Here is a 26,371-nt window from a genome sequence, read left to right on the forward strand (position 1 = left end):
CCGGGGTGCTACGACCAGGCGGTGCCGGTGAGGCGCTCGTACGCCTCCACGTAGCGGGCGCGGGACTGCTCGACGACCTCGGCGGGCAGGCCGGGCGGCGGCTCCTCGCCGTTGCGGTCCCAGCCCAGCGCCGGGTCGGTGAGGTGGTCGCGGACGAACTGCTTGTCGAAGGACGGCTGCGCGTGGCCCGGCTCCCACAGGTCGGCCGGCCAGAAGCGGGACGAGTCGGGGGTCAGCACCTCGTCGGCGATGACCAGCGTGCCCTGTTCGTCGTAACCGAACTCGAACTTCGTGTCGGCCAGGATGATGCCCCGCTCGCGCGCGATGTCGCGGGCCCTGCCGTAGACGGCCAGCGTGGTCTGCCGGAGCAGCGTCGCGGTCTCGGCGCCGACCTCGCGGGCGACCTCCTCGTACGACACGTTCTCGTCGTGCTCGCCGACCTCGGCCTTGGTGGCGGGGGTGAAGATCGGCGCGGGCAGCTCGGAGCCGTCCACCAGGCCCTCGGGGAGCGCGAGGCCGCACACCGTACGGTCCCGGTTGTACTCGACCAGGCCGGAGCCGGTCAGATAGCCGCGTGCGACGCACTCGACCGGCACCATGCGCAGCGAACGGCACACCATGGTGCGGCCCGCCCACTGCGCGGGGGCGCCCTCGGGCAGCTCGGTGGAGATCACGTGGTTGGGCACGATGTCGGCGAGCAGGTCGAACCACCACAGCGAGAGCTGCGTGAGAATCCGGCCCTTGTCGGGGATCTCGGTGGGCAGTACCCAGTCGTAGACGGAGGTGCGGTCGCTGGCGACCATCACCAGGTCGCCCTCCGCGTTCTGGTATAGATCGCGCACCTTGCCGGTGTGCAGATGTACCAGTCCCGGCACCTGGACAGGTTCGGGTTTCTCGACGAATCCGGACACGGGTCGTCCTCCCCACTCGGCGGTTCAGCTCCCGATTCTCGCTTATCGGGACAGGTGGAGCGCGCAGGGGCTCCTCCTTTCGCCGCCCGCTCGCCTCCGGCGGCTTGGACCCGGTGCGCCGCCTCCGGCGCGCCGGCCACCGGCGGACCCACCCCTCAGTCGTGCTTGCAGATGCGGTCGAGGAGGTTGGCGGTGGCGCGCTGGACGCGCGGGTCGACGTGGTTGGGGCGGTCGAGCGCCGGGGACCAGGCGAAGGTGCCGGAGGCGAAGACGTAGGCGCCGCTGGGGGCCTGGTAGAGCGAGGTCTCCTGGTGGCAGCGGCGGCCGTCGGTGGACTCGTACGGCGAGTGGGCCAGCAGGATGCGTTCGATGCTCTCGGGCAGCGGGGCGCGCGGGTAGTAGCGGTCGGCCTCGCCCGCGACCAGGCCGTCGATCTCGTCGCCCTCGGTGGCGCCGGTGGCCTCCCACAGCCAGTGCTCCGCGTTGCGGACGACGAGCGGCGACGGCTGGGGGACGCGGCCCGCGTACTGCACGCCGAGCACGAGCTGTTCCGGCTCGCCGAGGTCGCGCCAGAGCGCGGTGCGGCCCTTGTTGTCGCCGCGGCGCTTGCGGCAGCTCAGCAGCCGGTCCGCGTCCCCGGCCGGGGACGCTGCCAGCTCGACCTGCCAGTACATGGTGTTGGCCGACAGGAAGACCAGCGAGGTGCCCGCGTCGCGCGCGGTCTCGGCGGCCCGGCGCATCGGCTTGGACCAGTACTCGTCGTGGCCGGGGAAGACCAGGCCGCGGTAGCGCGTGGGGTCGATACGGCCCGCGTGCAGGTCGCGGGCGTCGGCGTACGCGAGGTCGTAGCCGTAGCGCTCGGCGAAGCGTACGAAGTCGTAGGCGTGGCCGATGTGCAGCGGGAGCCCGGCGCCCGCGTAGGGGCGGTCGAAGGAGACGGTGGTGGCGGCCTGTTCCTCGCCGAGGAGCTGCCCCTTCTCGTCCCACGCGTGGTACAGGCTGGCGCCGGTCCTGCCGTCCTCGGGGTAGAGGTTGTACGCCTGCCACGTCACGTCGGGCATCAGCAGGAGCAGGTCCGCCTCGTGGGTGGCGCGGACGGTGAAGGGGACGTGGCTGCGGTAGCCGTCGGCGGTGGTGAGGACGGCCACGTACGCGCCGGTGTTCCAGTACGTGGGGATCTGCAACCGCCAGGACTGCCACCAGTGGTGGCAGGAAACCGTCCTTCCGGCGGCCAGCGGCGCGGGCTGGACGATGCCGGACAGCCGGGGGCTCGCGGACATCTTCGCGGCGCCGTCGCCGCCGTAGTGGCCGATCCGGTAGACGTCGACCGTGAACTCCTGCGGCGGGTCCACGGTGATCCGGAAGTCGATGGCCTCGCCGGGCACGACGGATCCCGCGGAGGCGAAGCCCTTGATCTGACGGCGTACGTCGTCGGCGGTACGCGGTCCGGGGAAGCGCGGGCGGTGCGCGGCGTCGCCGCTGCTCACGGCCAGGTCGACGTACCAGGGGACGACCTGGCCGTCGTCGTCCAGGTACTGGGAGGCGCCGCGCAGCCAGGGCAGCGGGCCCTGGCCGAAGGGGTCGGAGACCCCGTGGGCATGCGCTCCGGACTCCCACCGTCGGATCTGGTCCGTACTCATCGAAGCCCCTCCCTCACCCGATCCCCGGCCGCGCCGGCTCCCGCGGTTCCCCGCTCCACCCGTGGTTCACCCATGCGGTGCAATAGTGCGGCGCACATACCCAGCACATCACAGAAAGCACCGCACCGGTTACCGTTCGTGGTGAATTATCGGAACGGATCGGGCGACGAGTGAAGCAGATTCGGTCAACCGGCGTGTGGTGAACGTCACATGACCCAGGTCAAGAGGTCGCGCCGCGCGCTCCGAGCGGTCGGGAGCGGGCGGTACGGGCCAGAAGCCGGGCGGGTTCCACGCCGTGTGGCGCGCCGCGCGGCGGTGCGCGAGGCGGTGCCGGGCGGTGTGCGGTCGTGGCCGAAACGCACCGCCCCCGGACGGCGCTCGCGCGGGGGCGACGTGGCGCTTGTCACATTGGTTGATCATGACGGCGCGTCCGTCGGTTGGTCACGACGGCGCGTCACGTCGGTCGATCACGACGACGGGTCACGCCCGTCGATCACGACGGCGCATTACGTCGGTTGATCACACCAGCCGGATCGGCTTGTCGGGGCGGACGCCGACGGCCCTGAGCCAGGAGCGCAGCGGTGCCGCGTCGCCGTTCTCGACCAGGCGGAGCACCGGCCAGGTCAGATCGGCCCGGCGGGCGCCGCCGACGAGCAGCGTGGGCCCGTCCAGCCAGTCCAGGCCCGCGTCGGCGCCCGCGGTGTCCACGGCGGCGCAGCAGACGACGGCGGTGACGTGGTCGGTCAGCAGCTCACGGCCGGTACGGGGCGGCAGCAACGGGGAGACGGGCACGGGGGTTTCCTCCGTACCGCCGCCCGTTCCGCCCCCGCTTCCGCCACCGTTTCCGCCGCCGCCCTTGGCGTTCTCGGCCGTCGCGGCGTGCCGGGCCGCCTCGTCGCGGGCGGCGAGCGCGCCGATCCTGGCGGCCAGCTCCTCGCTGCCGCCGCGCGAGAGCCGGTCGATGACGCGGGTGAGGGTGGCGCGGCCCGGCTCGTCGGCGAGCGCGGCGGCGGCCCGTTCCGCCGCCGAGGTGCGGGCGGCGGCGGTCGGCCCGGTCATGGCCCGGTCGCCGAGGAGCAGGCCGCTGCGGCGCCCGCCGCCGATCGCGGCCGGTCCTTCGTCCTCCTCCTCGGCCGCGGCGGCGATGCCGGGCTCCGGCGGCGGCACCTCGTCCAGGACGCGTATCAACCGGGCGGCCTCGGTGCGCCAGATGCGGTCGACGACCTCGTCCGGATAGCCGTTCCAGCTCACCGGCGCCCAGTCGGGGCCGGGCCGCTGCGGGCCCGCGTGGAAGAGCCGGGCGGCCAGCAGTGAGACGGCCTCGTCCATCGCGCCGGGCTCCTCCAGGAGATCGCAGGCCGGGCGTTCGCCCAGCCGGGTCTCGAAGCCGTCGGCGAGCCGGTCGCGCCGGGACAGCTCGGTGAGCGCGGCGACCACCCCGGCGTCCAGCCGGGACGGCCAGCGGCCCATCCGCCAGGCGGGCAGCGCGACGCGGGTGAGCAGCCGGTCCCAGCCCGCGTAGGCCAGGCCCACCTGTTCCTGGGCGACGATCCGCAGCCCGTAGTCGACGGCCTGCGCGCGCTCGGAGGCGGAGGCGGCGACGCCCCGCTCCATCTCGGCGACATGGACACGGCAGCCGTTCAGCAGCAGCCGGACCGTCCAGCCGAGGACGCCGAACACCGGTCGCAGCAGCACAGTGCCCTCGCGGCCGTGCGCGGCGACTCCGGCCGCCGCGTCGAGGCCGCGCACGAAGCGGCGGGCGGCCGCTATCTCCGGATCGGCGGCGGGTCCCGTGCCCGCCACCACGGGCGCGAGCAGCGCGCGCAGCTCCGCGATCCGCATCCACCACATGAAGGGCGAGCCGATCACCAGCACGGGCGCGGTCCGCCTGCCCTCTTCCCTGGCGGCCTTCCTGGCCTTGCGGCCCGCGGGCCGGTCGGCCCTGCGCTCCTCCAGCCAGCTGTCGCAGTCCGGCGTCAGCTCTATCGCCGACGGCGCGGGCACCTCCATCCGCTCCGCCAGGTCGCGGACCATCCGGTAGAGGTCGGGCGCGGCGGTCTCGGCCACCGGCACCGCGGGACTGACCGCGGGCCTGGCCCGTACGATCACCGCCGCGACGGCCGCCGCGACCAGCAGCACCACCAGCGCGCCACCGGTCATTCCCCAGCGCACACCGTCCCAGCGCGAGCCGATCCGGCCGGTCGCGCCGCCCGCGTGCAGGACGACGGCGACGGCGGCGGGCAGCAGGGCCGCGCCGAGCGCGGCGCCCCGGACCCGGAGCACCGCCAGGGCACGGGAGCGCGCGACCGCCTCACCTGCTTCTCCGGCCATCGGCGACTCACCCCCTGCGCTGTGGTGACCGCCCCGATGGCGGCCTCCCCCCACTGTCGCACCGCCCACGGACATCGCAATGGCCGTACGGCTGATTGCCGCAATGTCCCGCAGTGCGCTTTCGGGGCACCCTAGTTCGGCGCCGGGAAGGAGTCAGCCTTATGGCCGAGTCATCACTCCTTGGAGTGGCTTTGGTCAGAGACCGGCCGCTTTCGCGGCGATGTCCGTACGGTGGTGGCCACCGTCAAGACCGATCCGGTCGACCGCGCGGTAGGCCCGGTCACGGGCCTTGGCGAGGTCGGAACCGGTCGCGGTGACCGACAGCACCCGGCCGCCCGCGCTGACGATCCGCCCGTCGTCCTCCCGGGTGCCCGCGTGCAGGACGTACGCGTGCTCGTCCTTCTCGGCGACGTCCGCGAGCCCGGAGATCGGGTCGCCGGTGCGCGGGGTGTCCGGGTAGTTGTACGAGGCGATGACCACGGTCACCGCCGCGCCGTCGCTCCAGCGCAGCCGCGGGAAGGCGGCGAGCTGCCCGGTGGCCGCGGCCCGCAGCAGTCCGGCCAGCGGCGTCTTGAGCCGGGCGAGTACGACCTGCGTCTCGGGGTCGCCGAAGCGCGCGTTGAACTCGATGACCCGCACACCGCGCGAGGTGATGGCGAGACCGGCGTAGAGCAGGCCCGCGAAGGGCGTGCCGCGGCGGCGCAGCTCGTCCACGGTCGGCTGGAGCACGGTCCGCTCGACCTCGTCGACGAGCTTGGGGTCGGCCCACGGCAGCGGCGAATAGGCGCCCATACCGCCGGTGTTGGGGCCCTCGTCGTCGTCCAGCGCCCGCTTGAAGTCCTGCGCGGGCTGGAGCGGTACGACCGTCTCGCCGTCGGTGACCGCGAACAGCGACACCTCGGGGCCGTCGAGGAACTCCTCGATGACCACCCGGTCGCAGCTCAGCGCGTGCGCGCGGGCGGTGGCCAGGTCGCCGGTGACGACCACGCCCTTGCCCGCCGCGAGCCCGTCGTCCTTGACGACATAGGGCGCGCCGAAAGCGTCGAGCGCCACGTCGACCTCGTCGGCCGTCGTGCAGACGTAACTGCGCGCGGTCGGCACCCCGGCCGCCGCCATCACGTCCTTGGCGAACGCCTTGGAGCCCTCCAGCTCCGCGGCCCGCGCCGACGGGCCGAAGCAGTCGATGCCGCTGGCCCGTACCGCGTCGGCGACCCCGGCGACCAGCGGGGCCTCGGGCCCCACGATCACGAAGTCGGCGCCGAGGGAGACGGCGAGTTCTGCGACGGCCGCGCCGTCGAGGGCGTCGACCTGGTGCAGCTCGGCGACCTCGCCGATTCCGGCGTTGCCGGGCGCGCAGTGCAGCGAGGTGACGTCGGGGTCGAGCGAGAGGGAGCGGCACAGGGCGTGTTCGCGGGCGCCGCCGCCGATGACAAGGACCTTCACGCGCACCAGGGTAGTGGGCCGCGGGGCGGCGGGCCGCCCTCACTCTTTCGAGCGACCGCATTCATCGGCCTATACCTGATCACGCTGCCCGTATGGGCGGATATCCGGAGATCGCTACCCCGCGCTCAGCCGTTCGGCGGTAAGAAGAGTGCTTCACCACCGGGCCGGACATCCGGCGCCGAAAGCCGCATATGAGGTCCACGAGGGGCCCTTGGGGCCATACGAGGGAGCGTGCAGTGAGCCAGCCGGACATGTTTCCCGAGGAAGCACCTCGGGACGAGCCTCAGCGGCGGGCGCTGCACCATCAGCACGAGGACCTGCGGGCGCTGCCGTTCCCGCTCGGCGACTGGGGCGAGCCCGCGGAACGCCTGGCGGAGCTGTACCGCTGGGCCGAGACGGGCGCCCTGCGCACCGCCGACTGGTACCTCGACGACCGTATCCGCAAGCGCCGCGCCGCCCGCGCCCTGCGTCTGGGCGCCGTCCTCTTCGGCACCGCCGGCGCCGCCCTGCCGCTGGTGGAGCTGACCGGCACCGCGGACACCAGCGCGAGCTGGGGCTATCTCGCGCTGCTCCTGGCGGGTGTCTGCCTCGGCACCGACCGCCTCTTCGGCCTGACCTCGGGGTGGATGCGCGACGTCGCCACCGCCCAGGCCGTCCAGCGCCGCCTGGAGTCCCTGCGCTTCGACTGGGCCTCCGAGAGCGTCCGCGAGGTCCTCGGCCCCACCGAGGGCACCGCCGCCGAGGCCGCGGAACGCTGTCTGGCCATCCTGCGCCGCTTCTGCGACGACCTGGCCGACCTCGTCCGGATGGAGACGTCCGACTGGATCGTCGAATTCGGCGGCCACACCTCCGGCGCTCCGCTGCGCACCCAGTCCGCCGCCTGGTGGCCGAGCCGCCAGGAGCCGTCGCCGGGTCCGCGCCTGGCGCACCCGAGCACGCGCCCCAACATGCCGCGCCAACGGCCGCCGGAGAGCCCGAGGTAGCCGGGGGCGGCTCGCCAAGTGGCCGGGGTGGCCGGGTGCGGCTCGCCAGGCAGCGCGGTGCGGCTCACCAAGGAGCCCGGTGCGGCTCGCCAAGGAGCCCGGTGCGATTAGCTGAAGACGATCATCGAGCCCTGGCCCAGGCTCCGCGTCGCCGCCGCGTGCAGGCCGAGCCACACGTGGTGTTCCCGCGCGAACGGCCCGTTGCCCACGACCGGTGAGACGGCCGGCTCCTCAAGAGTGGTGTGGTGTTCGGGCGGCGCGGGCGGCAGCGGCGGGTTGGCGGGGTCGATGCCGATGACGGGGGCCACGAATTCGAGTTCGCGCAGCAGCCCGTGGCTGGAGCCGAGGGGGCCGCCGCCTTCGAGGAGTTCGTCGTTGACGACGGGCTGGGGGAAGTCGAGGGGGACGTACGCCCCCGCGTGGTCGTAGTGCCAGACCAGGTGCGACCGCTGGGCGGTGGCCTCGAACATCTCCAGGAGCTGTTCGTAGTCGCCGCCGAGGGCGTCGACCGGGGTGACCTCGAGCCCCTGGAGGCTGAGCAGATAGGCGCGGCGCAGGAAGTGCAGGGCGTCGTAGTCGAAGCACGCGATCGGGCCGACGTCGCCCGACAGCCCCGGCATGTAGTTGTAGACGGGGACGGGCGGCTGTCCGGCGTCGTTCAACGCCTTGTCGTATCGGGCGAGTTCCTCGGAGAAGGGGTTTTCCGGGCTGTGGCAGAGCACGTCCACGAGGGGCACCAGCCACAAGTCGCAGGCCACGAACACTCCATCCGGTCGGGGGCGTACAGCCTAAAACGCCCGTGCCGGTCGCGTCATGGCCGGGCGGGGACGAGCTTTTCGATGAGGGCGCTGGTGTGGTCGCTGTGCTCCAGGGTGAGCTGCCGGGCGGTCGCGGTGTCGCGTGCGGCGACGGCGTCCACGAGGGCGACGTGGTCGGACCAGCAGACCCCGGCGGTGTCGTGCAGGGCGCGCAGGTGGGGGACGGCGTAGATCCAGGTCTGGGTGCGCATGCGGTCGAGGAATTCGCAGATGTGCGGGTTGCCGCCGAGGGCGGTCAACTCGCGCCAGAAGCGCAGGTCGCAGCCGATGAGGATGTCGAGGACACCGGAGCGGGCGGCGCGGGCGGCGGCTTCGGCGCGGCGCCGTACGGACGCGATGGCGTCGGGCGGCACGTCGCCCATGCCGACCTCGGCCATCCGCCGGAAGGACGCCTCGACGACGAAGAGCCGCGCTTCGGTGAGGGTGCGGAAGTCCTGCGCGGTGAAACGGCGGACCTGGAAGCCGCGGTGCTGCTCGACTTCGAGCAGTCCCTGTGCCGCGAGGTCGACCAGGGCCTCGCGGACGGGGGTCGCGGAGACGCCGTACAGCTCGGCGATCTCCTTGACGGTGAAGTGGCGGCCGGCCGGGAGCCGTCCGGTCAGCACCTCGTCGCGCAGGGCGTCGGCGATCTGCTGGCGCAGACTGCTGCGCCGCACAGGCGATACGCCGCCGTCCGGCATGCCGTCTCCTTCGTCGTCCTTGTGCGTCGCGCGCGCCCACGTACTCCGGTGATTCGTACGTTCGTACGCGCGGGTGACTGCCGCACACGATATGCGAAGCCCGTACGCGTATGCGCGGCGAGCGGAACGGGGAACACCTCTGACCCCCTGCCGTTCATACGCTTATTCTTCGCCGTACGGGTGGGCGGCGGCGCGGTGCCGGGACGGAGCCGCACAGTGCGGAGCGGGACGGGGAAGAGCGACGATGGACGAGCTGAGGTCCGGCGATCCGCGGTCGATCGGCGCGTACCGCCTCCTGGGCAGGCTCGGGGTGGGCGGGATGGGCATCGTCTACCTGGCGCGTTCCGAGCGCGGGCGCACGGTGGCGGTGAAGCTGGTCCGCGACGAACTGGCGTCCCAGGAGGAGTTCCGCACCCGTTTCCGCCGTGAGGTGCAGGCCGCGCGCCGGGTGGGCGGGAAGTGGACCGCGCCGGTGCTGGACGCCGACACCGAGGCCGAGGTCCCGTGGGTGGCGACCGGTTATGTGGCGGGGCCCTCGCTCAGCCAGGTGGTCAAGGAGTACGGTCCGCTGCCGGAGCGTTCGGTGCGGGTGCTCGCCTCCGGGCTCGCGCACGCGCTGCGCGACATCCACGCCGCCGGTCTGGTGCACCGCGATCTCAAACCCTCGAACGTGATGATCACCATCGACGGTCCGCGGGTGATCGACTTCGGAATCGCGCGCGCCCTGGAGACGGTCGTCGACGGCGGCTCCCTCACCTATACCGGCGCCATGGTGGGCTCCCCCGGTTTCATGTCGCCCGAGCAGGTGCGCGGCGACCGGGTGACGCCCGCCTGCGACATCTTCTGCCTCGGCTCGGTGCTGGCCTACGCGTCGACCGGTCTCCAGCCGTTCGGCGCGGCGGCCAGCGGTGTGCACGCCCAGATGTTCCGGATCGTGCAGGAGCCGCCCGACCTGGACGAAGTGCCCGACGGGCTGCGCGAGTTGGTGGCCGCCTGCCTGGTGAAGGAGCCCGAGGAGCGGCCCTCGCTGGCGCGGGTGCTGGAGCGGCTGGGCGAGGCGGACGGCGGGAGCGACGACAGCGCGGCGCAGGACTCGACCGCCGAGCCGTGGCTGTCCGGCGCGATCGTGGCGCAGCTCGGACGGCACGCGGTGCGGCTGCTGGAGGTGGAGGCGGCGGCGGAGTCCCCCACGCCCACGGAGCTGGACGTGGGGGTCGTGGCCGCGAGCGGACCGGGCGCCCCCACGCCGACACGGGCGGACCCCGGCCACCTCTCGGGCACCGGCGCGCGCACCGACGGCGCGACCCCGGTCAGGCAACCGCCGCCGACCGCGTACTCACCGACCTACGGCTCGTACGCGCCCCCGGCCGGTGCGGCACCGGCCGGTCCGACGCCGCCCCCGCCGACGTACACGCAACCGCAGGCGGCAGGGCCGGACGCGGGCGGGCCGCGCAAGACGCGGCGCGGGCCGCTGATCGCGGCGATCGTCGCCCTGGTGGTCGTCGCGGGCGGCGTGACGGCGTACATCGCGGGCCAGGGGGGCACGAAGAACACGGCCGATCCGGACCCCGGTGTGAGCACACCCACCGGTCCGACGTCCCCGCCGGTCTCGGGTCCCGCGCGGACGTCGCCGGGCCAGGCGGACCCCGCGAACGCGGCGGTGCCCAGCGGCATGGTCGGCACCTGGCGGACCTCCTTCACCAGTGACGACGCGGGCGACAACACCCGGACGCTGACGGTGAAGGCGGACGGCTCCGTGGAGCTGTCGGGCGACAGCGCCTCCTACGCCTGCTTCTGGTCCATGCACGTCGTCTCGGTGGGCCCGCCGGTCGAGTTGAGCCCGTCGCAGGTGGTGACGGGGAAGCCCGCGTCCTCGTGCAGCCCCGGCGACGGCACCACGCTCACCCTGGTGGACGACACCCATCTGCGCCGCGACAACCTCGACACGAGCAAGGCGCCGCTGACGTACACCAAGGTCGACCAGTGACCGCGTACGGACACAGGTAAGCCCCGCTCACCTGGGTGGGCGGGGCTTACCTGTGGAACCGGGGCCTGGGGCCTGGGGCCGTTCTAGAGGAACGAGTTGATCTCGATCGTCTCGGTACGGCCGGGGCCGACGCCGATCGCGGAGATCGGGGCGCCCGACATCTCCTCCAGCGCCTTCACGTACGCCTGCGCGTTCTTCGGCAGGTCGGAGAGCGACTTGGCCTTGCTGATGTCCTCCGTCCAGCCGGGCAGGTACTCGTAGACCGGCTTGGCGTGGTGGAAGTCGGACTGGCTGTAGGGCAGTTCCTCGACCCGGCGGCCGTCGATCTCGTACGCGACGCAGACCGGGATCTGCTCCCAGCCGGTGAGGATGTCCAGCTTGGTGAGGAAGAAGTCGGTGAGGCCGTTGACCCGGGTCGCGTAACGGGCGATGACCGCGTCGAACCAGCCGCAGCGCCGGTTGCGCCCGGTGGTGACGCCGAACTCGTGCCCCACGGTGCGCAGTCGCTCGCCGTCCGCGTCGAACAGCTCGGTGGGGAACGGTCCGGAGCCCACACGCGTGGTGTAGGCCTTGAGGATGCCGATCACCCGGCTGATCTTCGTGGGGCCGATACCGCTGCCGGTGCAGGCGCCGCCGGACGTCGGGTTGGACGACGTGACGAAGGGGTACGTGCCGTGGTCGACGTCGAGGAGCGTGCCCTGGCCGCCCTCCATCAGGACGACCTTGCCCTCGTCGAGCGCGTTGTTGAGGATCAGGGTCGTGTCGGCGACGTAGCTCCTGATCTGCTCCGCGTAGCCGAGGTACTCCTCGACGACCTGGGCGGTGCTGATCGCGCGCCGGTTGAAGAGCTTGACCAGCACCTGGTTCTTCTCGCTGAGCGCCGCGTCGACCTTCTGCTGGAGGATCGATTCGTCGAACAGATCCTGGATGCGGATGCCCACCCGGTTGATCTTGTCGGCGTAGGCCGGGCCGATGCCGCGCCCGGTGGTGCCGATCTTGCGGTTGCCGAGGAACCGCTCCGTCACCTTGTCGATGGTCTGGTGATACGGCGTGATCAGGTGCGCGTTACCGCTGATCAGGAGCTTGGACGTGTCGACACCGCGCTCGTTCAGCCCGCTCAGCTCGGAGAGCAGGACCGCCGGGTCGACGACGACACCGTTCCCAATGACCGGGGTGCACCCCGGTGACAGGATTCCGGAGGGGAGGAGATGCAGTGCGTACTTCTGGTCGCCGACGACGACCGTGTGGCCGGCGTTGTTGCCGCCCTGGTATCGCACCACATAGTCCACGGAGCCACCGAGCAGGTCGGTGGCCTTCCCCTTGCCCTCGTCACCCCACTGAGCACCGAGCAGCACAAGTGCGGGCACAGGCGTACACCCCTTCCGGGCGGGGCATGTCCAACGTGCAGAGAGCCGTCGAACCTGCCCCGGAATAGACGAAGCCCCTGACGCAAAGGCGCAAGGGGCTCTTGCACCGAGATTTTACCTGAGGAAGGACCAAGGTGTCGGCCGTGTCTCCTGGGCATCCTCCCCCGGACTCCGACCGGGGGCACCCCCTGCTCCTGGTCATCGACCCCGCGGCACGCGCGGTCGACGGCGAATCCGTGCGGATCGCCAAAGATGTCCTGTGCGCGGGCGCGTACTCCGTAAAAGTTTGCGTCCCGGATTCCGCGGAGGAGGCGGAGCGCGCGCTGGCGCACCGCGGTCGCCGTCACCCTGTGGTGCTCGGCGACGACGCGGCGCTGCTGCGGATGGTGCGCGCGCTGCACCGCGACCGCACGCTCGGGGAGGCGCCGGTCGCGCTGGTGCCGATCGGGCCGCGGTCCGCGCTGGCTCGCGGCCTCGGGGTGCCGGGCCAGGTGCTGGCGGCGGCGCGGGCGGTGCTCGACGGCGTCGAGCGGGAGCTCGACCTGCTGGTCGACGAGAGCGGCGGGATCGTGCTCGGCACGCTGAGCATCCCGTGCGGCACCCCGGTCTCGCAGACCGCCGCGCACTGGTGGACGCCGGTCGAGAAGACCGCCCGCTCCCTGGTCCGCACCCTCACCGCGCCGATCCCGGTCAACGGTCAGCAGCCGCGGCAACGGCTGCGCGTGGAGGCCGACGGTGTGCTGCTGGCCGATCTGGACCAGCCGGTGCAGGAGATCTCGGTCCGCACCTCGCCGTCGGGCGTGGCGGAGGTCTTCGTCCGCCGTACGGAGGGCGCGGAGCACGTACGCGCGCAGGCGCGGACCATCACCGTCTCGGGCCGGGACTTCCGCTACCGCGCGGACTCCGCCGTCACCGGGCCGGTGCGCAGCCGTACGTGGACGGTGGAGCGGTCGGCGTGGCGGCTGACGGTGCCGCGCTGAGGGCGGCAGGAGCGTTTCAGCGGGCCGCGCGTCACATCGTGGCCTTGTGCTCCCGCCAGCGGTCCATCATCGCGCCGAGCTCCCTTTGCAGGAAGTCGAAGAAGGCGGCGGTCTCGGCGAGCCGCTGACCCGCGTCCGTCTCCTCGCCGACGGTGTCTATTCCGGTGCGCAAGGTGTTCTCCCAGCGGGCGAGGACGCCGCTGCGGCTGGTGAACGTCTCGTACCACTGGTCGTGGTGCACCCGGTACAGCTCGCGGCGCGAGCCGGGGTCGCGCTCGCGGTGCACCATCCCGACCTGGGCGAGGTAGCGCACGGCGCCGGAGACCGCGGCCGGGCTGACCTGGAGCCTTTCGCTCAGCTCGGCGGAGCTGAGCGCGCCGTTCTCGGACACGAGCAGCGCGGAGAAGACCCGGGCTGCCATCCGCTGCATTCCGGCCTCGACCATCTCGGCGGCGAAGCGCTCGATGAAGGTCAGCACCTCCGCAGGTCTCTCCTCGTCCCGCGGGTCCGCCATGGCCGCCGCCTCCCTCGTCCGATCCGCCCAAGTCACGCTGAGTGAAGTTTATCCGCTTCGTCATCTTCACAAATTTCTGAATGTACTGTAGCTTCACAAGCATGACGGACGCAATCATGGTGGCCGGGCTCCACAAGACCTTCGGCCGCACACACGCACTCGACGGACTCGACCTGTCCGTCCGCACCGGCGAGGTGCACGGCTTCCTGGGTCCCAACGGGGCGGGGAAGTCCACCACGATCCGCGTCCTGCTCGGCCTGATCAGAGCCGACGGCGGCGAGGCCCGGCTGCTCGGCGGCGACCCGTGGCGGGACGCGGTGGCCCTGCACCGGCGGATCGCCTACGTGCCGGGCGATGTCACGCTGTGGCCCAATCTCAGCGGCGGCGAGATCATCGACCTCTTCGGCAGACTGCGCGGCGGAGGCGGCGGAGGCGCTGTGCGCGGGCGGTGGCGCGGGCGCGGGCGCAGGGAGCCCGGCGAGCGGGGCCACGGCGGTGCCGCGAGCCGGAAACGGGAACTGCTCGACCGGTTCGAGCTGGATCCGACGAAGAAGGGCGGCGCGTATTCGAAGGGCAACCGGCAGAAGGTCGCCCTGGTCGCCGCCTTCGCCTCGGACGCCGACCTGCTGATCCTGGACGAGCCGACCTCGGGACTCGACCCGCTGATGGAAGAGGTCTTCCAGGGCTGCGTGGAGCAGGCCAGGGACCGCGGGGCGACCGTGCTGCTGTCCAGCCACATCCTCAGCGAGGTCGAGGCGCTCTGCGACCGGGTCAGCATCATCCGCCAGGGCCGCACCGTGGAGACCGGCGCCCTCGGCGAGCTGCGCCATCTGACCCGCACCAGCGTCACCGCGGAGCTGGCCGCCCCACCGCACGGCCTCGACGAACTGCCCGGCGTGCACGACGTGGACGTCAGCGGGCACCACGTCACCCTCCAGGCCGACACCGACAAGCTCGACGCCCTGCTGCGCGCCCTCGCCGACACCGGCGTCCGCAGCCTCACCAGCCGCCCGCCCACCCTGGAGGAGCTGTTCCGCAGGCACTACGAGGACCCGGACGTCGACGGTCACGCGTCGGCTGCCGAGGGCCGGGCCGGTACGCGGTCCGGACCCGACGGGCCGTCCGCGACCGGTACGTCCGCATCCGGTACGCCGTCCGGACCCGACGGGACGACCGCATCCGGTACGCCGTCCGCGACCGGTCCGCGTAAGGCGACGCCCCGATGAGCGGCTTCGCGGGCACCGGCGCCCTCACCCAACTGGCCCTGCGCCGCGACCGGCTGATGATCCCGGCCTGGCTGTACGTGCTGGCCGCGTCCGTCATCGGCACCGCCGCCTCCTTCCGCACGCTCTACGGCGACCAGGCCGAACGCGCGGACCTCGCGCGCAGCACCAACGCCAGCGCGCCGCTGCGCGCGCTCTTCGGACCCATCTACGACTGGGACACGATCGGCGCGCTCACCGGCTGGCGGATGGGCGTGCTCGGCGCGTCCCTCACCGGGCTGATGAGCATGCTGATCGTCGTCCGGCACACCCGTGAGGAAGAGGAGACCGGCCGCCAGGACATGCTCGGCGCGACCATGGTCGACCGCCGGGCCCCGCTCACCGCCGCCCTGTCGGCCGCCGCGACCGCCGACGTCGCCATCGCCCTGGTCGTCCTGTGCGGCATGACCGTGCTCGGCCAGAGCCTGACGGGCTCGGTCGCGCTCGCCCTCGCCCTCGCGGTCGGCGGCATGATGTTCGCCGGGGTCGCCGCGGTGACCGCCCAGGTCACCGAGACCGCGCGGCTCGCCAAGGGTGTCGCGGGAGCCGTGCTCGGCGGCGCCTTCCTGCTGCGCGCCGCCGGGGACGCCGCGACCACCGACTCCTCCTCGCCCCTGGTGTGGATCTCGCCGCTGGGCTGGCTCGAACACCTCCATCCGTACGCCGACGAGGCGTGGTGGGTGCTGCTGCCCGCCGCCGCCTTCGCCGTACTGACCTGCGGCGCCGCGTACGCCCTGGTCGCCCGCCGGGACACCGGGGCCGGTCTGCTGCCCGCCCGTCCGGGACCCGCGCGGGCGGCCCGCTCGCTGAACGGACCCCTCGCCCTGGCCTGGCGGTTGCAGCGCGGCACCCTGTACGCGTGGGCCGCGGGCCTGGCGGTCGCGGGCGGGGTCTACGGCTCGGTCACCGACTCCGTCGGGGATCTGATCGGCGGCAACGGCCAGGTGGACGACATCTTCCAGCGGATGGGCGGCCACCAGGGCCTGACCGACGCGTTCCTGTCGACCGCGATGGGCCTGCTCGGCATCATGGCCGCCGTCTTCGCCGTGCAGAGCGTGCTGCGGCTGCGCACCGAGGAGACCGGGCAGGGCGCGGAGGCCGTGCTCGCCCAGCCGGTCGGCAGGGTGCGCTGGGCCGCGAGCCACCTCGTCCACGCGCTGCTCGGCACGGTCGTCCTGCTGGCCACCGGCGGCCTGCTGATGGGCCTGGCCTACGGCGGCGCCATCGACGACATCGGCGGGCAGGTCCCCCGGCTGATCGGGGCGGCCGTCGCGCAGGCGCCCGCCGTGTGGGTGCTGATCGGGCTCGGCACCCTGCTGTTCGGCCTGCTCCCGAGGGCGTCCACGGCCGCCTGGGGCCTGCTCGGGCTCTTCGTGATGATGGGCCAGCTCGGCCCGGTGCTGCGGCTGCCGCAGCCCCTGCTCGACCTGTCGCCGTTCACCCACGTGCCGAAGCTGCCCGGCGGCGAGATCACCGCGACGCCGTACGCCTGGCTGATACTCGTGGCCGCCGGGACCCTCGCGGCCGGCCTGGCCGGGCTGCGCCGCCGCGACCTCGTCACCGGCTGACCCGCGGCGATCCGCGCAGGGGGCCGTGCGCGCGGGCCCGCCGTACGGTCCCGCGCGCGGCTGCCCGTACGGTCCTGCGCCCGTCCGCCCCGCGGCCTGCGCGCGGTTCCGCGCCGTCACCAGGTGACCAGCAGCTCCTCCGGTCCGCGGATCACGTAGCCGGGGCTCCAGGCGGGCTCGGCGACCAGCCGCAGGCCGGGCGCCTGGCGCAGGAAGGTGCCGAAGGACGCGCCGAGTTCGAGGCGGGCCAGCGGGGCGCCGAGGCAGTAGTGGATGCCCGCGCCGAAGCTGACATGGCGGTTGTCGGCGGCGGGGCGGGTGACGTCGAAGCGGTCGGGGTCGGTGAAGCGGGCCGGGTCGCGGTTGGCGGAGCCGAAGAGCAGGGCGACCTCGGAGCCGCGCGGGATGACCGTGCCGCCGACCTCGATGTCGTCCAGCACCCAGCGTTCGAACATCTGCAAGGGGGTGTCGTAGCGCAGCATCTCGTCCACGCCGTCCCGCAGCCGCTCGGGGGCGTCGTAGAGGAGTTGGAGTTGGTCGGGGTGGTGGAAGAGGGTGAGCCAGCCGATGGTGGTGGTGTTGACCGTGGCCTCGTGGCCCGCGTTCAGCAGCAGCACGATGGTGGAGATCATCTCCTGCTCGCTGAGCACGTCCCCGTCCTCGCGGGCCGCGATCAGCGCGCTGATCAGGTCCTCGCCGGGGTCGGCGCGCCGGGCGGCGATGAGTTCGTGCAGATACGCGGAGAACTCCTCGCTGGCGGTGACCGCGCGGCGGGCGCTCTCCTCGGTGGGGTTCAGCTCGAACATCCCGGTGATCGCCGCCGACCAGGGCCGCAGCAGACCGCGGTCGGCGGCCGGGATGCCCAGCATCTCGGCGATGACCGCGACCGGCAGCGGCTCGGCGATCCGGGAGAGCAGGTCGCCGCCGCCGTCGGCGTGCAGGGAGGTGATGAGTCCGGCGGCCAGGCGCTCGACGGTGGGGGCCAGATTCTCCACCGTGCGCGGGGTGAAGGCCTTGGCGACCAGGCGGCGGATGCGGGAGTGCGCGGGGGCTTCGAGATCCAGCATCCCGTTGCCGTTGAGCGTGGTGAACGGCTCGTGCTCGGCGGGCGGCGCCTCGCGGCCGAACTCCTCGTGGGTGAAGCGGTGCAGGTAGGTGCGGCCCAGACGGCGGTCGCGCAGCAGGGCGTTGACGTCGTCGTAGTGCGGGATGAGCCACTGCCTGGTCGGCTCGAACCAGTGCGCGCGGCCGGCCGCGCGCAGGGCCTCGTAGGCCGGGTAGGGGTCGGCGACGAAGGAGGGCGACCAGGGCTCGAAGGCGGGTCCGGGCGAAGGGGCGGCGGGTGACGCGGGAGGGGTGGGTGTCATGGCAGATCGATGAGTCCGTGTTCGCGTAGGTAGGCCAGCTGGGCCCGGACGGAGAGCTCGGCGGCGGGCCACAGGGAGCGGTCGACGTCGGCGTAGACGTGGGCGACGACGTCGGCGGCGGTGAGCAGCCCCGACTCGACGGCGGTCTCGACCTGGGCGAGCCGGTGCGCGCGGTGGGCGAGGTAGTACTCGACGGCGCCGCGGGCGTCGGTGAGCACGGGGCCGTGCCCGGGCAGCACGGTGTCCACCCCGCCGTCGACCGTCAGGGCCTGGAGCCGCCGCAGCGAGTCCAGGTAGTCGCCGAGCCGCCCGTCGGGGTGCGCGACCACGGTGGTGCCGCGGCCCAGCACGGTGTCGCCGGTCAGGACGGCGCCGTCGGCCGGGAGGTGGAAGGAGAGCGAGTCGGCGGTGTGGCCGGGTGTGGAGACGACCTGGAGTTCCAGGCCGCCGGTGGTGACGGTGTCGCCCGCGGCCAGGCCCTCGTCGCCGAGCCGCAGCGCCGGGTCCAGGGCCCGTACGCGGGTGCCGGTCAGTTCGGCGAAGCGGGCCGCGCCCTCCGCGTGGTCGGGGTGGCCGTGGGTGAGCAGGGTGAGGGCGACGCGCTTGCCCGCCCGCTCGGCGACCTCCACCACGTGGGCGAGGTGGCCCTCGTCCAGCGGGCCGGGGTCGATGACGACGGCCAGCGGTGAGTCGGGTTCTGCCACGATCCAGGTGTTGGTGCCGTCCAGGGTCATCGCCGAGGGGTTGGGCGCCAGCACGCACAGGGCGCGGGCGGTGGCCCGACCGCCGATGGTGGCCCGCGGCTCGCCCGGCGGCTTCGCGGCGGTCATCGGCCCGCTCCCTCGTCCTGAGCCCGGTCCTGGTCCCGGCCCTGACCCTGGCCCTGGCCCTGGCCCCGGTCCGGCAGCGGACCCGCCGTGCCCGGGATGAAGCGGGTGAACTCGTCGTGTCCCGGCCAGGTCAGGACGACGTCGCCGTGCTCGTCGAGGGCGGCGCGGGCCAGGACCGGGGTGAGGTCCCGGTCACCCGCGGCGGTGAGCGCGTCCGCGGCAGAGGCGTACGGCAGCAGGTCGCGCAGTGTGGTGACGGTCGGCGGCAGCATGCTCAGCTCGCCGCGGTCGTAGCCCGCGACGGCCTCGGCGGGCGGCAGCCATACGGTGTGGTCCGCCTCGCCCGACACGTCCCGCGTGCGCTGCCCGGCCGGGAGGGTGGCGAGGAAGAACCAGGTGTCGTAGCGGCGCTCCTCGAACTCCGGGGTGATCCAGCGGGCCCAGGGGCCGAGCAGGTCGGAGCGCAGGACGAGTTCGCGGCGGGCCAGGAAGTCGGCGAAGGACAGGTGGTGAGCGGCCAGCGCGGCCCGGTCCGCCTCCCAGTCCGCCCCGGTGATGTCGGCGACGACGGTCTCCGGGTCGGGCCCGGCGAGCAGCACCCCCGACTCCTCGAAGGTCTCCCGCACCGCCGCGCACACCACGGCCTGCGCGACCGCCTCGCTCGCCCCCAGCGCCGCCGCCCACGCCTCCAGCGACGGCCCGGCCCACCCCACGGGACGCTCGTCGCGCGGGTCCACGCCGCCGCCCGGATACGCGTACGCGCCCCCGGCGAAGGCCATGGAGGCGCGTCTGCGCAGCATGTGGACGGCCGGTCCGCCTGCGTCGGTGTCCCGCAGCAGCAGTACGGTCGCCGCCCGCCGCGGCGTGACGGGGACCAGTTCCCCGCTCGTCAGCGCCCGGATGCGGTCCGGCCACGAGGCGGGGAACATCTGTCCGTCGGTCCTGGTCATGGGCGGGATGCTACGTCCATCCGGCGCGATTTTCGAGAGCCGCCGCCCGCGGGGGCCTCCCCGCGACGTTCGAGAGCCGCCGCCCGCGGGGGCCTCCCCGCGACGTTCGAGAGCCGCCGCCCGCAGGGGCCTCCCCGCGGGCGGCGGACCGGCGGACTCAGTCCGTCAGCTCGACCTGGACCTCGACCTCGACCGGGGCGTCCAGCGGGAGGACGGCCACGCCGACGGCGCTGCGCGCGTGCACGCCCTTCTCACCGAGGACCTCGCCGAGCAGCTCGCTGGCGCCGTTGATCACACCGGGCTGGCCGGTGAAGTCGGGGGCGGAGGCGACGAAGCCGACGACCTTGACCACACGGGCGATCCGGTCGAGGTCACCGATGACCGAGCGGACGGCGGCCAGCGCGTTGAGCGCGCAGATGCGGGCCAGGTCCTTCGCCTCGTCGGCGGTCACCTCGGCGCCGACCTTGCCGGTCAGCGCGAGCTTGCCCTCGACCATGGGGAGCTGCCCCGAGGTGAAGACGTACCGCCCGGAGATCACCGCGGGCTGGTAGGCCGCCAGCGGCGGGACCACGTCCGGCAGCGTCAGCCCCAGCTCCGCGAGCCGCGCGTCGACGGCGCCGCTCACGCGGCCTTCTCCCGCTTGAAGTACGCCACGAGCTGCTCGGGGCTCATCCCCGGCACGACCTGCACCAGTTCCCAGCCGTCCTCGCCCCACGTGTCGAGGATCTGCTTCGTCGCGTGCACGAGCAGCGGCACGGTCGCGTATTCCCACTTCTTCGCCATACGGCGACTGTAGTGCCTCCCCGGCGGCCGTCCGGCACGGCGCTCCCCGACCGGCGGGGACCGTACGCGGACCACCCGCGGACCACTGCCGCGCCCCCCGTTCGGCCCCGCGCCGCCGCCCCGGATCGACACCCGGCGGTCATCGCGCCGTCACCCCAACCGCACGGCCGCCCGAGTACGTGGTGCCTTCAGTGGTTAGGCTCGCAAGGTGAGCCCTCAACAGTCTTCCGCCGTCAGGCTCCACATCGTGACGGGCAAGGGCGGCACGGGAAAGACCACGGTCGCCGCCGCGCTGTCCCTCGCGCTCGCGTCCGAGGGACGGCGTGTGCTGCTGGCCGAGGTGGAGGAGCGGCAGGGCATCGCCCAGCTCTTCGAGACCGAGGCGCTGCCGTACCAGGAGCGGAAAATCGCTTCCGCACCCGGCGGCGGCGAGGTGCACGCGCTGGCCATCGACGCCGAGCTGGCGATGCTGGACTACCTGGACATGTTCTACAAGCTCGGCCGCGCCGGGCGCGCGCTCAAGAAGCTCGGCGCGATCGACTTCGCCACCACCGTCGCCCCCGGGCTGCGGGACGTGCTGCTGACCGGCAAGGTCTGCGAGGCCGTCCGCCGCAAGGACAAGGCGGGCTGGCCGGTGTACGACGCGGTGGTGCTCGACGCCCCGCCCACCGGGCGGATCACCCGCTTCCTCAACGTCAACGACGAGGTCGCCGGGCTGGCCCGGATGGGCCCCATACACAACCAGGCGCAGACCGTGATGCGCGTGATGAAGTCCCCGCAGACCGCCGTCCACCTGGTGACGCTCCTGGAGGAGATGCCGGTCCAGGAGACGATGGACGGCGTCGCGGACCTGCGCTCCGCCGGGCTGCCGGTGGGCGCCGTCATCGTCAACATGGTGCGCCCCGTCCTCCTGGAGGACGCCGCCCTCGCCCAGGTCACCGACCTCCCGGCGGGCGGCAGCGGTGGCGGCGTCGGCAAGCGGCGCACGGCCGTCGCCAAGGCGCTGTCCCAGGCCGGGCTCGGCGGCGCCCGGCGCGGCGGGGTCGCCGAGCGGCTGGTCGACCCGCTGCTCGCCCAGGCGTACGAGCACGCCGAGCGGGTGGTCCTGGAGCGCGAGCAGCGCGCCGAGATCGGCGGACTCGGCCTTCCCGTACGGGAGTTGGAGCTGATCGGCGAGGGCGTGGACCTCGGCGGGCTCTACCGGCTGGCCGACAGCCTGCGCAAGCAGGCCGTGCCGGGCTTCGGCGGCACCTTCGCCAAGGACGGCGCCCGCGGGAAATCCGCCGCTCACCCGGACGAAGACACCGACACCGGAGACGAGGCCTGACCCATGAGCCTGGAGAGCCCCGTGCTGGAGATCGACCCGCTGCTCGACGACCCCAAGACGCGGATCATCGTGTGCTGCGGTTCCGGCGGTGTCGGCAAGACGACGACCGCCGCGTCCCTGGGCGTACGCGCGGCCGAGCGCGGCCGTACGGCCGTCGTACTCACGATCGACCCGGCGCGGCGGCTGGCCCAGTCCATGGGCCTGACCGAACTGGACAACACCCCGCGCGAGGTGGCCGGAATCGATCGGTCCGCCGGCGGTTCGCTGCACGCGATGATGCTGGACATGAAGCGGACCTTCGACGAGGTCGTGGTCCAGCACTCCGATCAGGAGCGGGCCCGCGCGATCCTGGAGAACCCCTTCTACCAGTCCCTGTCGGCCGGTTTCGCGGGCACGCAGGAGTACATGGCGATGGAGAAGCTGGGCCAGCTCAGGGCCCAGGACGCCTGGGACCTGATCATCGTCGACACCCCGCCGAGCCGCAGCGCGCTGGACTTCCTGGACGCGCCCAAGCGGCTTGGCTCCTTCCTCGACGGCAAGTTCATCAAGCTGCTGATGGCCCCGGCCAAGGTCGGCGGCCGGGCCGGGGTGAAATTCCTCAACATCGGGATGTCGATGATGACCGGCACCCTCAGCAAGGTGATGGGCGCGGGACTGCTGCGTGACGTGCAGACCTTCGTGGCGGCCATGGACACCATGTTCGGCGGCTTCAGGACCCGCGCCGACGCCACGTACCGGCTGCTCCAGGCGCCGGGCACGGCCTTCCTGGTGGTCGCCGCCCCGGAGCGGGACGCCCTTCGGGAGGCGGCCTACTTCGTGGAACGCCTGGCGGCCGAGGACATGCCGCTCGCCGGTCTGGTCCTCAACCGCGTCCACGGCAGCGGCGCCGCGCACCTCACCGCGGAGCGGGCGCTGGCCGCCGCCGAGGCCCTGGAGGAGGCGCTGGAAGAAAATCTTGCGGACGGCGGCATTGTGGATCATCCGACCGGGAAGGCTGACTCCCAGCGGGCCTCCGCGTCCAGTCAGGCAAGCACCGCCGGCAGCTCGAGCGCCAGCGGCTCAGGCACGTCCAGCACTGCGAGCACGGGCAGCACAGCGAGTACGTCCAGCACAGCGACCGCGGCCGGTACCGAACGGCTGGCCGCCGGATTGCTGCGCCTCCATGCCGAACGCATGCAGGTGGTGGCGCGTGAACGACGCACGCGCGACCGCTTTGTGTCCGTCCACCCGGAGGTACCCATGGTGGACGTGACAGCGCTGCCCGGTGACGTACACGATCTGACCGGGTTGCGGGCGATCGGCGAGCAGTTGGCGGACGGTCGGCCCGCGGCCGCGTAGTGGTGCGAGGTCGGACCGCGCGGTGAGGCGGGGCCGGACCACGTACGTCATGGTGCGGTTCTGACCGGTCGTCAGCCCGCGGCGGCGTAGTCGTCCTCGTCGTCGAGCGGGATGAGGCCGGTGCTGCGCTCGTACTCGGTGCGTGCCGTCTCCAGCAGTCTGCGCCACGAGGTCACCATGGGGCGCCGTCGCAGCAGCGCACGGCGTTCACGCTCGGTCATACCCCCCCACACGCCGAACTCCACCCGGTTGTCGAGCGCGTCCGCCAGGCACTCGGTCCGCACCGGGCAGCCGGTGCACACCGCCTTGGCCCTGTTCTGAGCCGCGCCCTGGACGAACAGCTCGTCCGGATCTGTGGTCCTGCACGCCGCCTGCGTGCTCCAGTCGGTTACCCAGCTACTCATGCTGGCGCCGTCCTCTCCCGAATCGAGGCTCCCCCACGGCGGCAAGCGGCATATTCACCGTTGCCAGTTGAGGACGTTACGGAAGGTAGGCGCGGCGCAACAGCCCTTTCCGGCCCAATCTTGCATGGCCCGAACGGACTATGCGTGCGCGGGAGATCACCCAACGGAGTGAGGCGGGCTTATGTGGCACCAATATCGGACTTAAGAGGCGAAGTAGCACACATCGTCTCGCCATAAGGGACAAGTCCCTCGGCATATGCCGAATTTCGGGCAGTTCTCATCACTCACAAGAGTGACGAAGGAAGGCAGGAACGCGCCCGACGATCGCGCCCTGTCCGTTACAGAGTAGGCGAACAGTTGGGCGCACGTCCGGGGAATCGCAACGTAGGCTGCCTCCATGGCACACAAGCGATCGGGCGGGGGGCTGAGCACAGCCCAGCAGGCCGCCAAGTTCCTCGGCGTCAGCGTGCTCTCCGGCGTGGTCCTCGCGGGCATCGCGCTGCCCGCCGTGGGCGCGCTCGGCCTGTCGGCCAAGGGCACCGCGGCCGGCTTCGACGACCTGCCGGGCGAGCTGAAGACCCCGCCGCTCAGCCAGGCGTCGAAGATCCTGGACGCGCACGGCGGCCTGATCGCCACGGTCTACTCGCGCGACCGCACCGTCGTCCCGATCGAGGACATGAGCCCCAATGTCCTCAGCGCCATCGTCGCCATCGAGGACTCGCGCTTCTACGAGCACGGCGCGCTCGACCCCAAGGGCATCCTGCGCGCGCTCAGCAACAACGCGTCGGAGGGCGGCACCCAGGGTGCCTCGACCCTGACGCAGCAGTACGTGAAGAACGTCTTCGTGGAGGAGGCGGGCGACGACCCCAACAAGGTCGCCCTCGCCACCCAGCAGACGATCGGCCGCAAGATCAAGGAAATGAAGTACGCGATCCAGGTCGAGAAGGAACTCGGCAAGAAGAAGATCCTGGAGAACTACCTCAACATCACCTTCTTCGGCGAGCAGGCGTACGGCGTCGAGGCGGCCTCGCAGCGGTATTTCAGCAAGCACGCCAAGAACCTGTCGCTCACCGAGGCCGCGCTGCTGGCGGGCCTGGTCCAGTCGCCGAGCCGCTACGACCCGATCAACGACGAGCAGGAAGCCCTCAAGCGCCGCAATACGGTGCTGGCGCGCATGGCGCAGCTCAAGGACATCACCCCTGAGCAGTCCGCCACCGCGCAGAAGGCGCCGCTCGGCCTGAAGGTCAGCTCGCCGAAGAACGGCTGCATCACCGCCGTCAACGGCGCGGGCTTCTTCTGCGACTACGTGCGCAACACCTTCCTCACCAACGCCGCCTTCGGCAAGACGAAGGAGGAGCGCGCCAAGACCTGGGACACCGGCGGTCTGACCATCAAGACCACGCTCGACCCCAAGGCGCAGGCGGGTGTGCTGGACGGCATCAGCAAGCACGTCTACAAGAGCGACGCCATCGCCGCCGCCGTCACCCTGGTGGAGCCCGGCACCGGCAAGATCGTCGCGATGGGCCAGAGCAAGCCGTACGGCTTCGGCAAGAACGAGACGCAGATCAACTTCTCGGTCAACGCCAACATGGGCGGCGGCCAGGGCTTCCAGAACGGTTCGACGTTCAAGCCCATCACGGCCGCCGCGGCGCTCGAAGCGGGCTACAAGCCGGACCAGTCGGAGCCGTCGCCGAACAAGATGACGTACCCCGACGTCACGACCTGCGACAACAACACGATCCACGGCACCGACGAGACGGGCAACGAGGACCCGTCCGAGGTGGGCCCGTACCAGATGCCCGAGGCGCTGAAGAAGTCGATCAACACCTACTTCCTCCAGCTCGAGAGCCAGACCGGGCTCTGCCCGATCGTCAACATGGCGACCAAGCTGGGCCTCAACCGCGCCGACGGCAAGCCGCTGAACCAGATCGCCTCGCTCACCCTCGGCACCAACGAGGTGTCGCCGCTCAATGTGGCCGCCGCGTACGCCGCCTTCGCCAACCGCGGCGTCTACTGCACGCCGATCGCCATCCAGTCCGTGACGGCGGCGGGCGGCAAGAAGCTGACGGTGCCCAAGTCGCTCTGCTCGCAGGCGATGTCGCAGAACACGGCCGACACCATCAACACGATGCTCAAGGGCGTCGTCGACGACGGTACGGGCGAGGCGGCCAACCTGGACGACGGCCGGGACACCGCCGGTAAGACCGGTACGACCGACGACCGGTGGGCGGCCTGGTTCGCCGGCTACACGCCGAACATGGCGGCGGCCGTGTGGATGGGTGACCCCAAGCACTCCAAGAAGATGAAGAACATCACCATCGGCGGCAAGTACTACCCGCTGGTGTACGGCGCCGACGGCCCCGCCCCCATCTGGAAGGACGCCGTCTCCGCGTCCCTGGAGGGCAAGCCGGTGCTCAGCTTCGTGACGGTGCCGCTCAACATCCAGGACAAGGGCAAGAACCCCCCGGCGTCGCCCGATCCGAACAACCCGGGCAACGCCACCAACACCGACGACAAGCACAAGGGCCGCGGCCACGGCCCCGGCGGCGTCACCACGATGGGCACGACCACCGGCGCCATCACGGCGGGCGCCGCCGGCGGCGGCACCAACGGCGGTACGACGACGGGTACGACCGTGGGCGCGACCGGTGCCAACGGCGCCACCAACGGCAGCCCCAACCCCTTCCCGACCTTCCCCGGCCTGACCACCGGCGGCGGGAACGGCCGGGCGGGGGGTACGACGGGGGCGACGTAGGGGTCGACGCGGGCCGATGCGGGCCGGCGCAGGTCGGCGCAGGTGTGAGGCGTCGGCCCGCGCATAAGTGACGTCGTAAGGGGCGCCCTCCTGGGAGGGCGCCCCTTACGCGTGAGGTCTGCTGATGAGTGCG

At 72.4% G+C, this 26,371-nt stretch carries 22 protein-coding genes; 8 read left to right on the forward strand and 14 right to left on the reverse strand.

Going from position 1 to position 26,371, the window contains the following annotated elements; translation table 11 throughout:
• Positions 1-8: 8 nt before the first annotated feature.
• The 4 genes from ACIOC1_RS00725 to purD all read right to left on the reverse strand — a co-directional run bounded on the left by ACIOC1_RS00725 (position 9) and on the right by purD (position 6,325).
• Entirely contained in the window at positions 9-911 is a 903-nt protein-coding gene (locus ACIOC1_RS00725; RefSeq protein WP_401850845.1) for a phosphoribosylaminoimidazolesuccinocarboxamide synthase, read from the reverse strand.
• A 155-nt stretch (positions 912-1,066) separates the two neighbouring features.
• Positions 1,067-2,551, reverse strand: coding sequence for a N,N-dimethylformamidase beta subunit family domain-containing protein (locus ACIOC1_RS00730; RefSeq protein ID WP_391042664.1), 1,485 nt, complete (start codon positions 2,549-2,551; stop codon positions 1,067-1,069).
• A 519-nt stretch (positions 2,552-3,070) separates the two neighbouring features.
• Positions 3,071-4,882 carry a hypothetical protein gene (locus tag ACIOC1_RS00735; RefSeq protein ID WP_401850848.1) on the reverse strand — a complete coding sequence of 604 codons (1,812 nt, stop codon included), beginning with the start codon at positions 4,880-4,882 and terminating at the stop codon, positions 3,071-3,073.
• A gap of 195 nt (positions 4,883-5,077) precedes the next feature.
• Positions 5,078-6,325 (reverse strand): phosphoribosylamine--glycine ligase, encoded by a 1,248-nt coding sequence (gene purD / locus ACIOC1_RS00740; RefSeq protein WP_355336130.1) that lies wholly within the window; start codon positions 6,323-6,325, stop codon positions 5,078-5,080.
• Positions 6,326-6,561: 236 nt separating this feature from the next.
• On the opposite strand from purD, the gene ACIOC1_RS00745 reads away from it, so the two are divergent.
• Positions 6,562-7,308: an SLATT domain-containing protein gene (locus tag ACIOC1_RS00745; protein WP_355336128.1), complete on the forward strand. Its 747-nt coding sequence runs from the start codon at positions 6,562-6,564 to the stop codon at positions 7,306-7,308.
• A 107-nt stretch (positions 7,309-7,415) separates the two neighbouring features.
• Here the strand turns inward: ACIOC1_RS00745 and ACIOC1_RS00750 are convergent, their stop codons facing one another.
• Together ACIOC1_RS00750 and ACIOC1_RS00755 are read right to left on the reverse strand one after the other, a co-directional pair.
• The gene (locus tag ACIOC1_RS00750) at positions 7,416-8,066 is read right to left on the reverse strand and encodes a hypothetical protein (RefSeq protein ID WP_188284155.1); all 651 of its coding nucleotides are present in this window, start codon (positions 8,064-8,066) and stop codon (positions 7,416-7,418) included.
• A gap of 53 nt (positions 8,067-8,119) precedes the next feature.
• Complete coding sequence (locus tag ACIOC1_RS00755; protein ID WP_401850852.1) at positions 8,120-8,806, reverse strand: GntR family transcriptional regulator; 687 nt, start codon at positions 8,804-8,806, stop codon at positions 8,120-8,122.
• 244 nt (positions 8,807-9,050) lie between these two features.
• Between ACIOC1_RS00755 and ACIOC1_RS00760 the strand changes: the two genes are divergently transcribed.
• Positions 9,051-10,793, forward strand: a complete 1,743-nt coding sequence (locus ACIOC1_RS00760) for a protein kinase (protein WP_401850854.1) — start codon at positions 9,051-9,053, stop codon at positions 10,791-10,793.
• A gap of 83 nt (positions 10,794-10,876) precedes the next feature.
• Here ACIOC1_RS00760 and ACIOC1_RS00765 read toward each other — a convergent pair whose 3' ends face one another.
• Positions 10,877-12,160 (reverse strand): adenylosuccinate synthase, encoded by a 1,284-nt coding sequence (locus ACIOC1_RS00765; protein ID WP_355336123.1) that lies wholly within the window; start codon positions 12,158-12,160, stop codon positions 10,877-10,879.
• A gap of 134 nt (positions 12,161-12,294) precedes the next feature.
• Here ACIOC1_RS00765 and ACIOC1_RS00770 point away from each other — a divergent pair, with 134 nt between their 5' ends.
• Positions 12,295-13,140, forward strand: a complete 846-nt coding sequence (locus ACIOC1_RS00770) for a diacylglycerol kinase family protein (protein WP_355336121.1) — start codon at positions 12,295-12,297, stop codon at positions 13,138-13,140.
• A gap of 31 nt (positions 13,141-13,171) precedes the next feature.
• On the opposite strand, the gene ACIOC1_RS00775 is transcribed toward ACIOC1_RS00770, so the two are convergent.
• Entirely contained in the window at positions 13,172-13,654 is a 483-nt protein-coding gene (locus ACIOC1_RS00775) for a helix-turn-helix domain-containing protein (RefSeq protein WP_355336119.1), read from the reverse strand.
• A 101-nt stretch (positions 13,655-13,755) separates the two neighbouring features.
• On the opposite strand from ACIOC1_RS00775, the gene ACIOC1_RS00780 reads away from it, so the two are divergent.
• The gene (locus tag ACIOC1_RS00780; RefSeq protein ID WP_401850859.1) at positions 13,756-14,880 is read left to right on the forward strand and encodes an ATP-binding cassette domain-containing protein; all 1,125 of its coding nucleotides are present in this window, start codon (positions 13,756-13,758) and stop codon (positions 14,878-14,880) included.
• Positions 14,877-16,484 carry an ABC transporter permease gene (locus tag ACIOC1_RS00785; RefSeq protein WP_401850860.1) on the forward strand — a complete coding sequence of 536 codons (1,608 nt, stop codon included), beginning with the start codon at positions 14,877-14,879 and terminating at the stop codon, positions 16,482-16,484. The genes ACIOC1_RS00780 and ACIOC1_RS00785 overlap by 4 nt, the downstream gene beginning before the upstream one ends.
• A gap of 116 nt (positions 16,485-16,600) precedes the next feature.
• On the opposite strand, the gene ACIOC1_RS00790 is transcribed toward ACIOC1_RS00785, so the two are convergent.
• The 5 genes from ACIOC1_RS00790 to ACIOC1_RS00810 all read right to left on the reverse strand — a co-directional run bounded on the left by ACIOC1_RS00790 (position 16,601) and on the right by ACIOC1_RS00810 (position 20,414).
• Positions 16,601-17,851, reverse strand: a complete 1,251-nt coding sequence (locus tag ACIOC1_RS00790; RefSeq protein WP_401850863.1) for a cytochrome P450 — start codon at positions 17,849-17,851, stop codon at positions 16,601-16,603.
• The gene (locus ACIOC1_RS00795) at positions 17,848-18,681 is read right to left on the reverse strand and encodes an MBL fold metallo-hydrolase (protein WP_401850865.1); all 834 of its coding nucleotides are present in this window, start codon (positions 18,679-18,681) and stop codon (positions 17,848-17,850) included. Before ACIOC1_RS00795 ends, ACIOC1_RS00790 begins: the two co-directional genes overlap by 4 nt.
• A complete protein-coding gene (locus ACIOC1_RS00800; RefSeq protein WP_401850867.1) occupies positions 18,678-19,631 on the reverse strand; it encodes an NUDIX hydrolase in 954 nt (317 codons plus the stop codon). Before ACIOC1_RS00800 ends, ACIOC1_RS00795 begins: the two co-directional genes overlap by 4 nt.
• Positions 19,632-19,788: 157 nt before the next feature.
• Positions 19,789-20,256: a RidA family protein gene (locus tag ACIOC1_RS00805; protein ID WP_355336109.1), complete on the reverse strand. Its 468-nt coding sequence runs from the start codon at positions 20,254-20,256 to the stop codon at positions 19,789-19,791.
• Positions 20,253-20,414 carry a DUF4177 domain-containing protein gene (locus ACIOC1_RS00810; RefSeq protein WP_188284144.1) on the reverse strand — a complete coding sequence of 54 codons (162 nt, stop codon included), beginning with the start codon at positions 20,412-20,414 and terminating at the stop codon, positions 20,253-20,255. Before ACIOC1_RS00810 ends, ACIOC1_RS00805 begins: the two co-directional genes overlap by 4 nt.
• A 208-nt stretch (positions 20,415-20,622) precedes the next feature.
• Between ACIOC1_RS00810 and ACIOC1_RS00815 the strand changes: the two genes are divergently transcribed.
• A complete protein-coding gene (locus ACIOC1_RS00815) occupies positions 20,623-21,741 on the forward strand; it encodes an ArsA-related P-loop ATPase (protein WP_355336106.1) in 1,119 nt (372 codons plus the stop codon).
• 3 nt (positions 21,742-21,744) lie between these two features.
• Complete coding sequence (locus ACIOC1_RS00820) at positions 21,745-23,079, forward strand: ArsA family ATPase (protein WP_355336104.1); 1,335 nt, start codon at positions 21,745-21,747, stop codon at positions 23,077-23,079.
• Positions 23,080-23,150: 71 nt separating this feature from the next.
• On the opposite strand, the gene ACIOC1_RS00825 is transcribed toward ACIOC1_RS00820, so the two are convergent.
• Complete coding sequence (locus ACIOC1_RS00825; RefSeq protein WP_093716024.1) at positions 23,151-23,483, reverse strand: WhiB family transcriptional regulator; 333 nt, start codon at positions 23,481-23,483, stop codon at positions 23,151-23,153.
• A gap of 397 nt (positions 23,484-23,880) precedes the next feature.
• Here ACIOC1_RS00825 and ACIOC1_RS00830 point away from each other — a divergent pair, with 397 nt between their 5' ends.
• Positions 23,881-26,238 (forward strand): transglycosylase domain-containing protein, encoded by a 2,358-nt coding sequence (locus ACIOC1_RS00830; RefSeq protein WP_355336102.1) that lies wholly within the window; start codon positions 23,881-23,883, stop codon positions 26,236-26,238.
• Positions 26,239-26,371 lie beyond the last annotated feature (133 nt).

It is taken from the genome of Streptomyces sp. NPDC088197 (assembly GCF_044741185.1).
Taxonomy (GTDB): Bacteria; Actinomycetota; Actinomycetes; order Streptomycetales; family Streptomycetaceae; genus Actinacidiphila.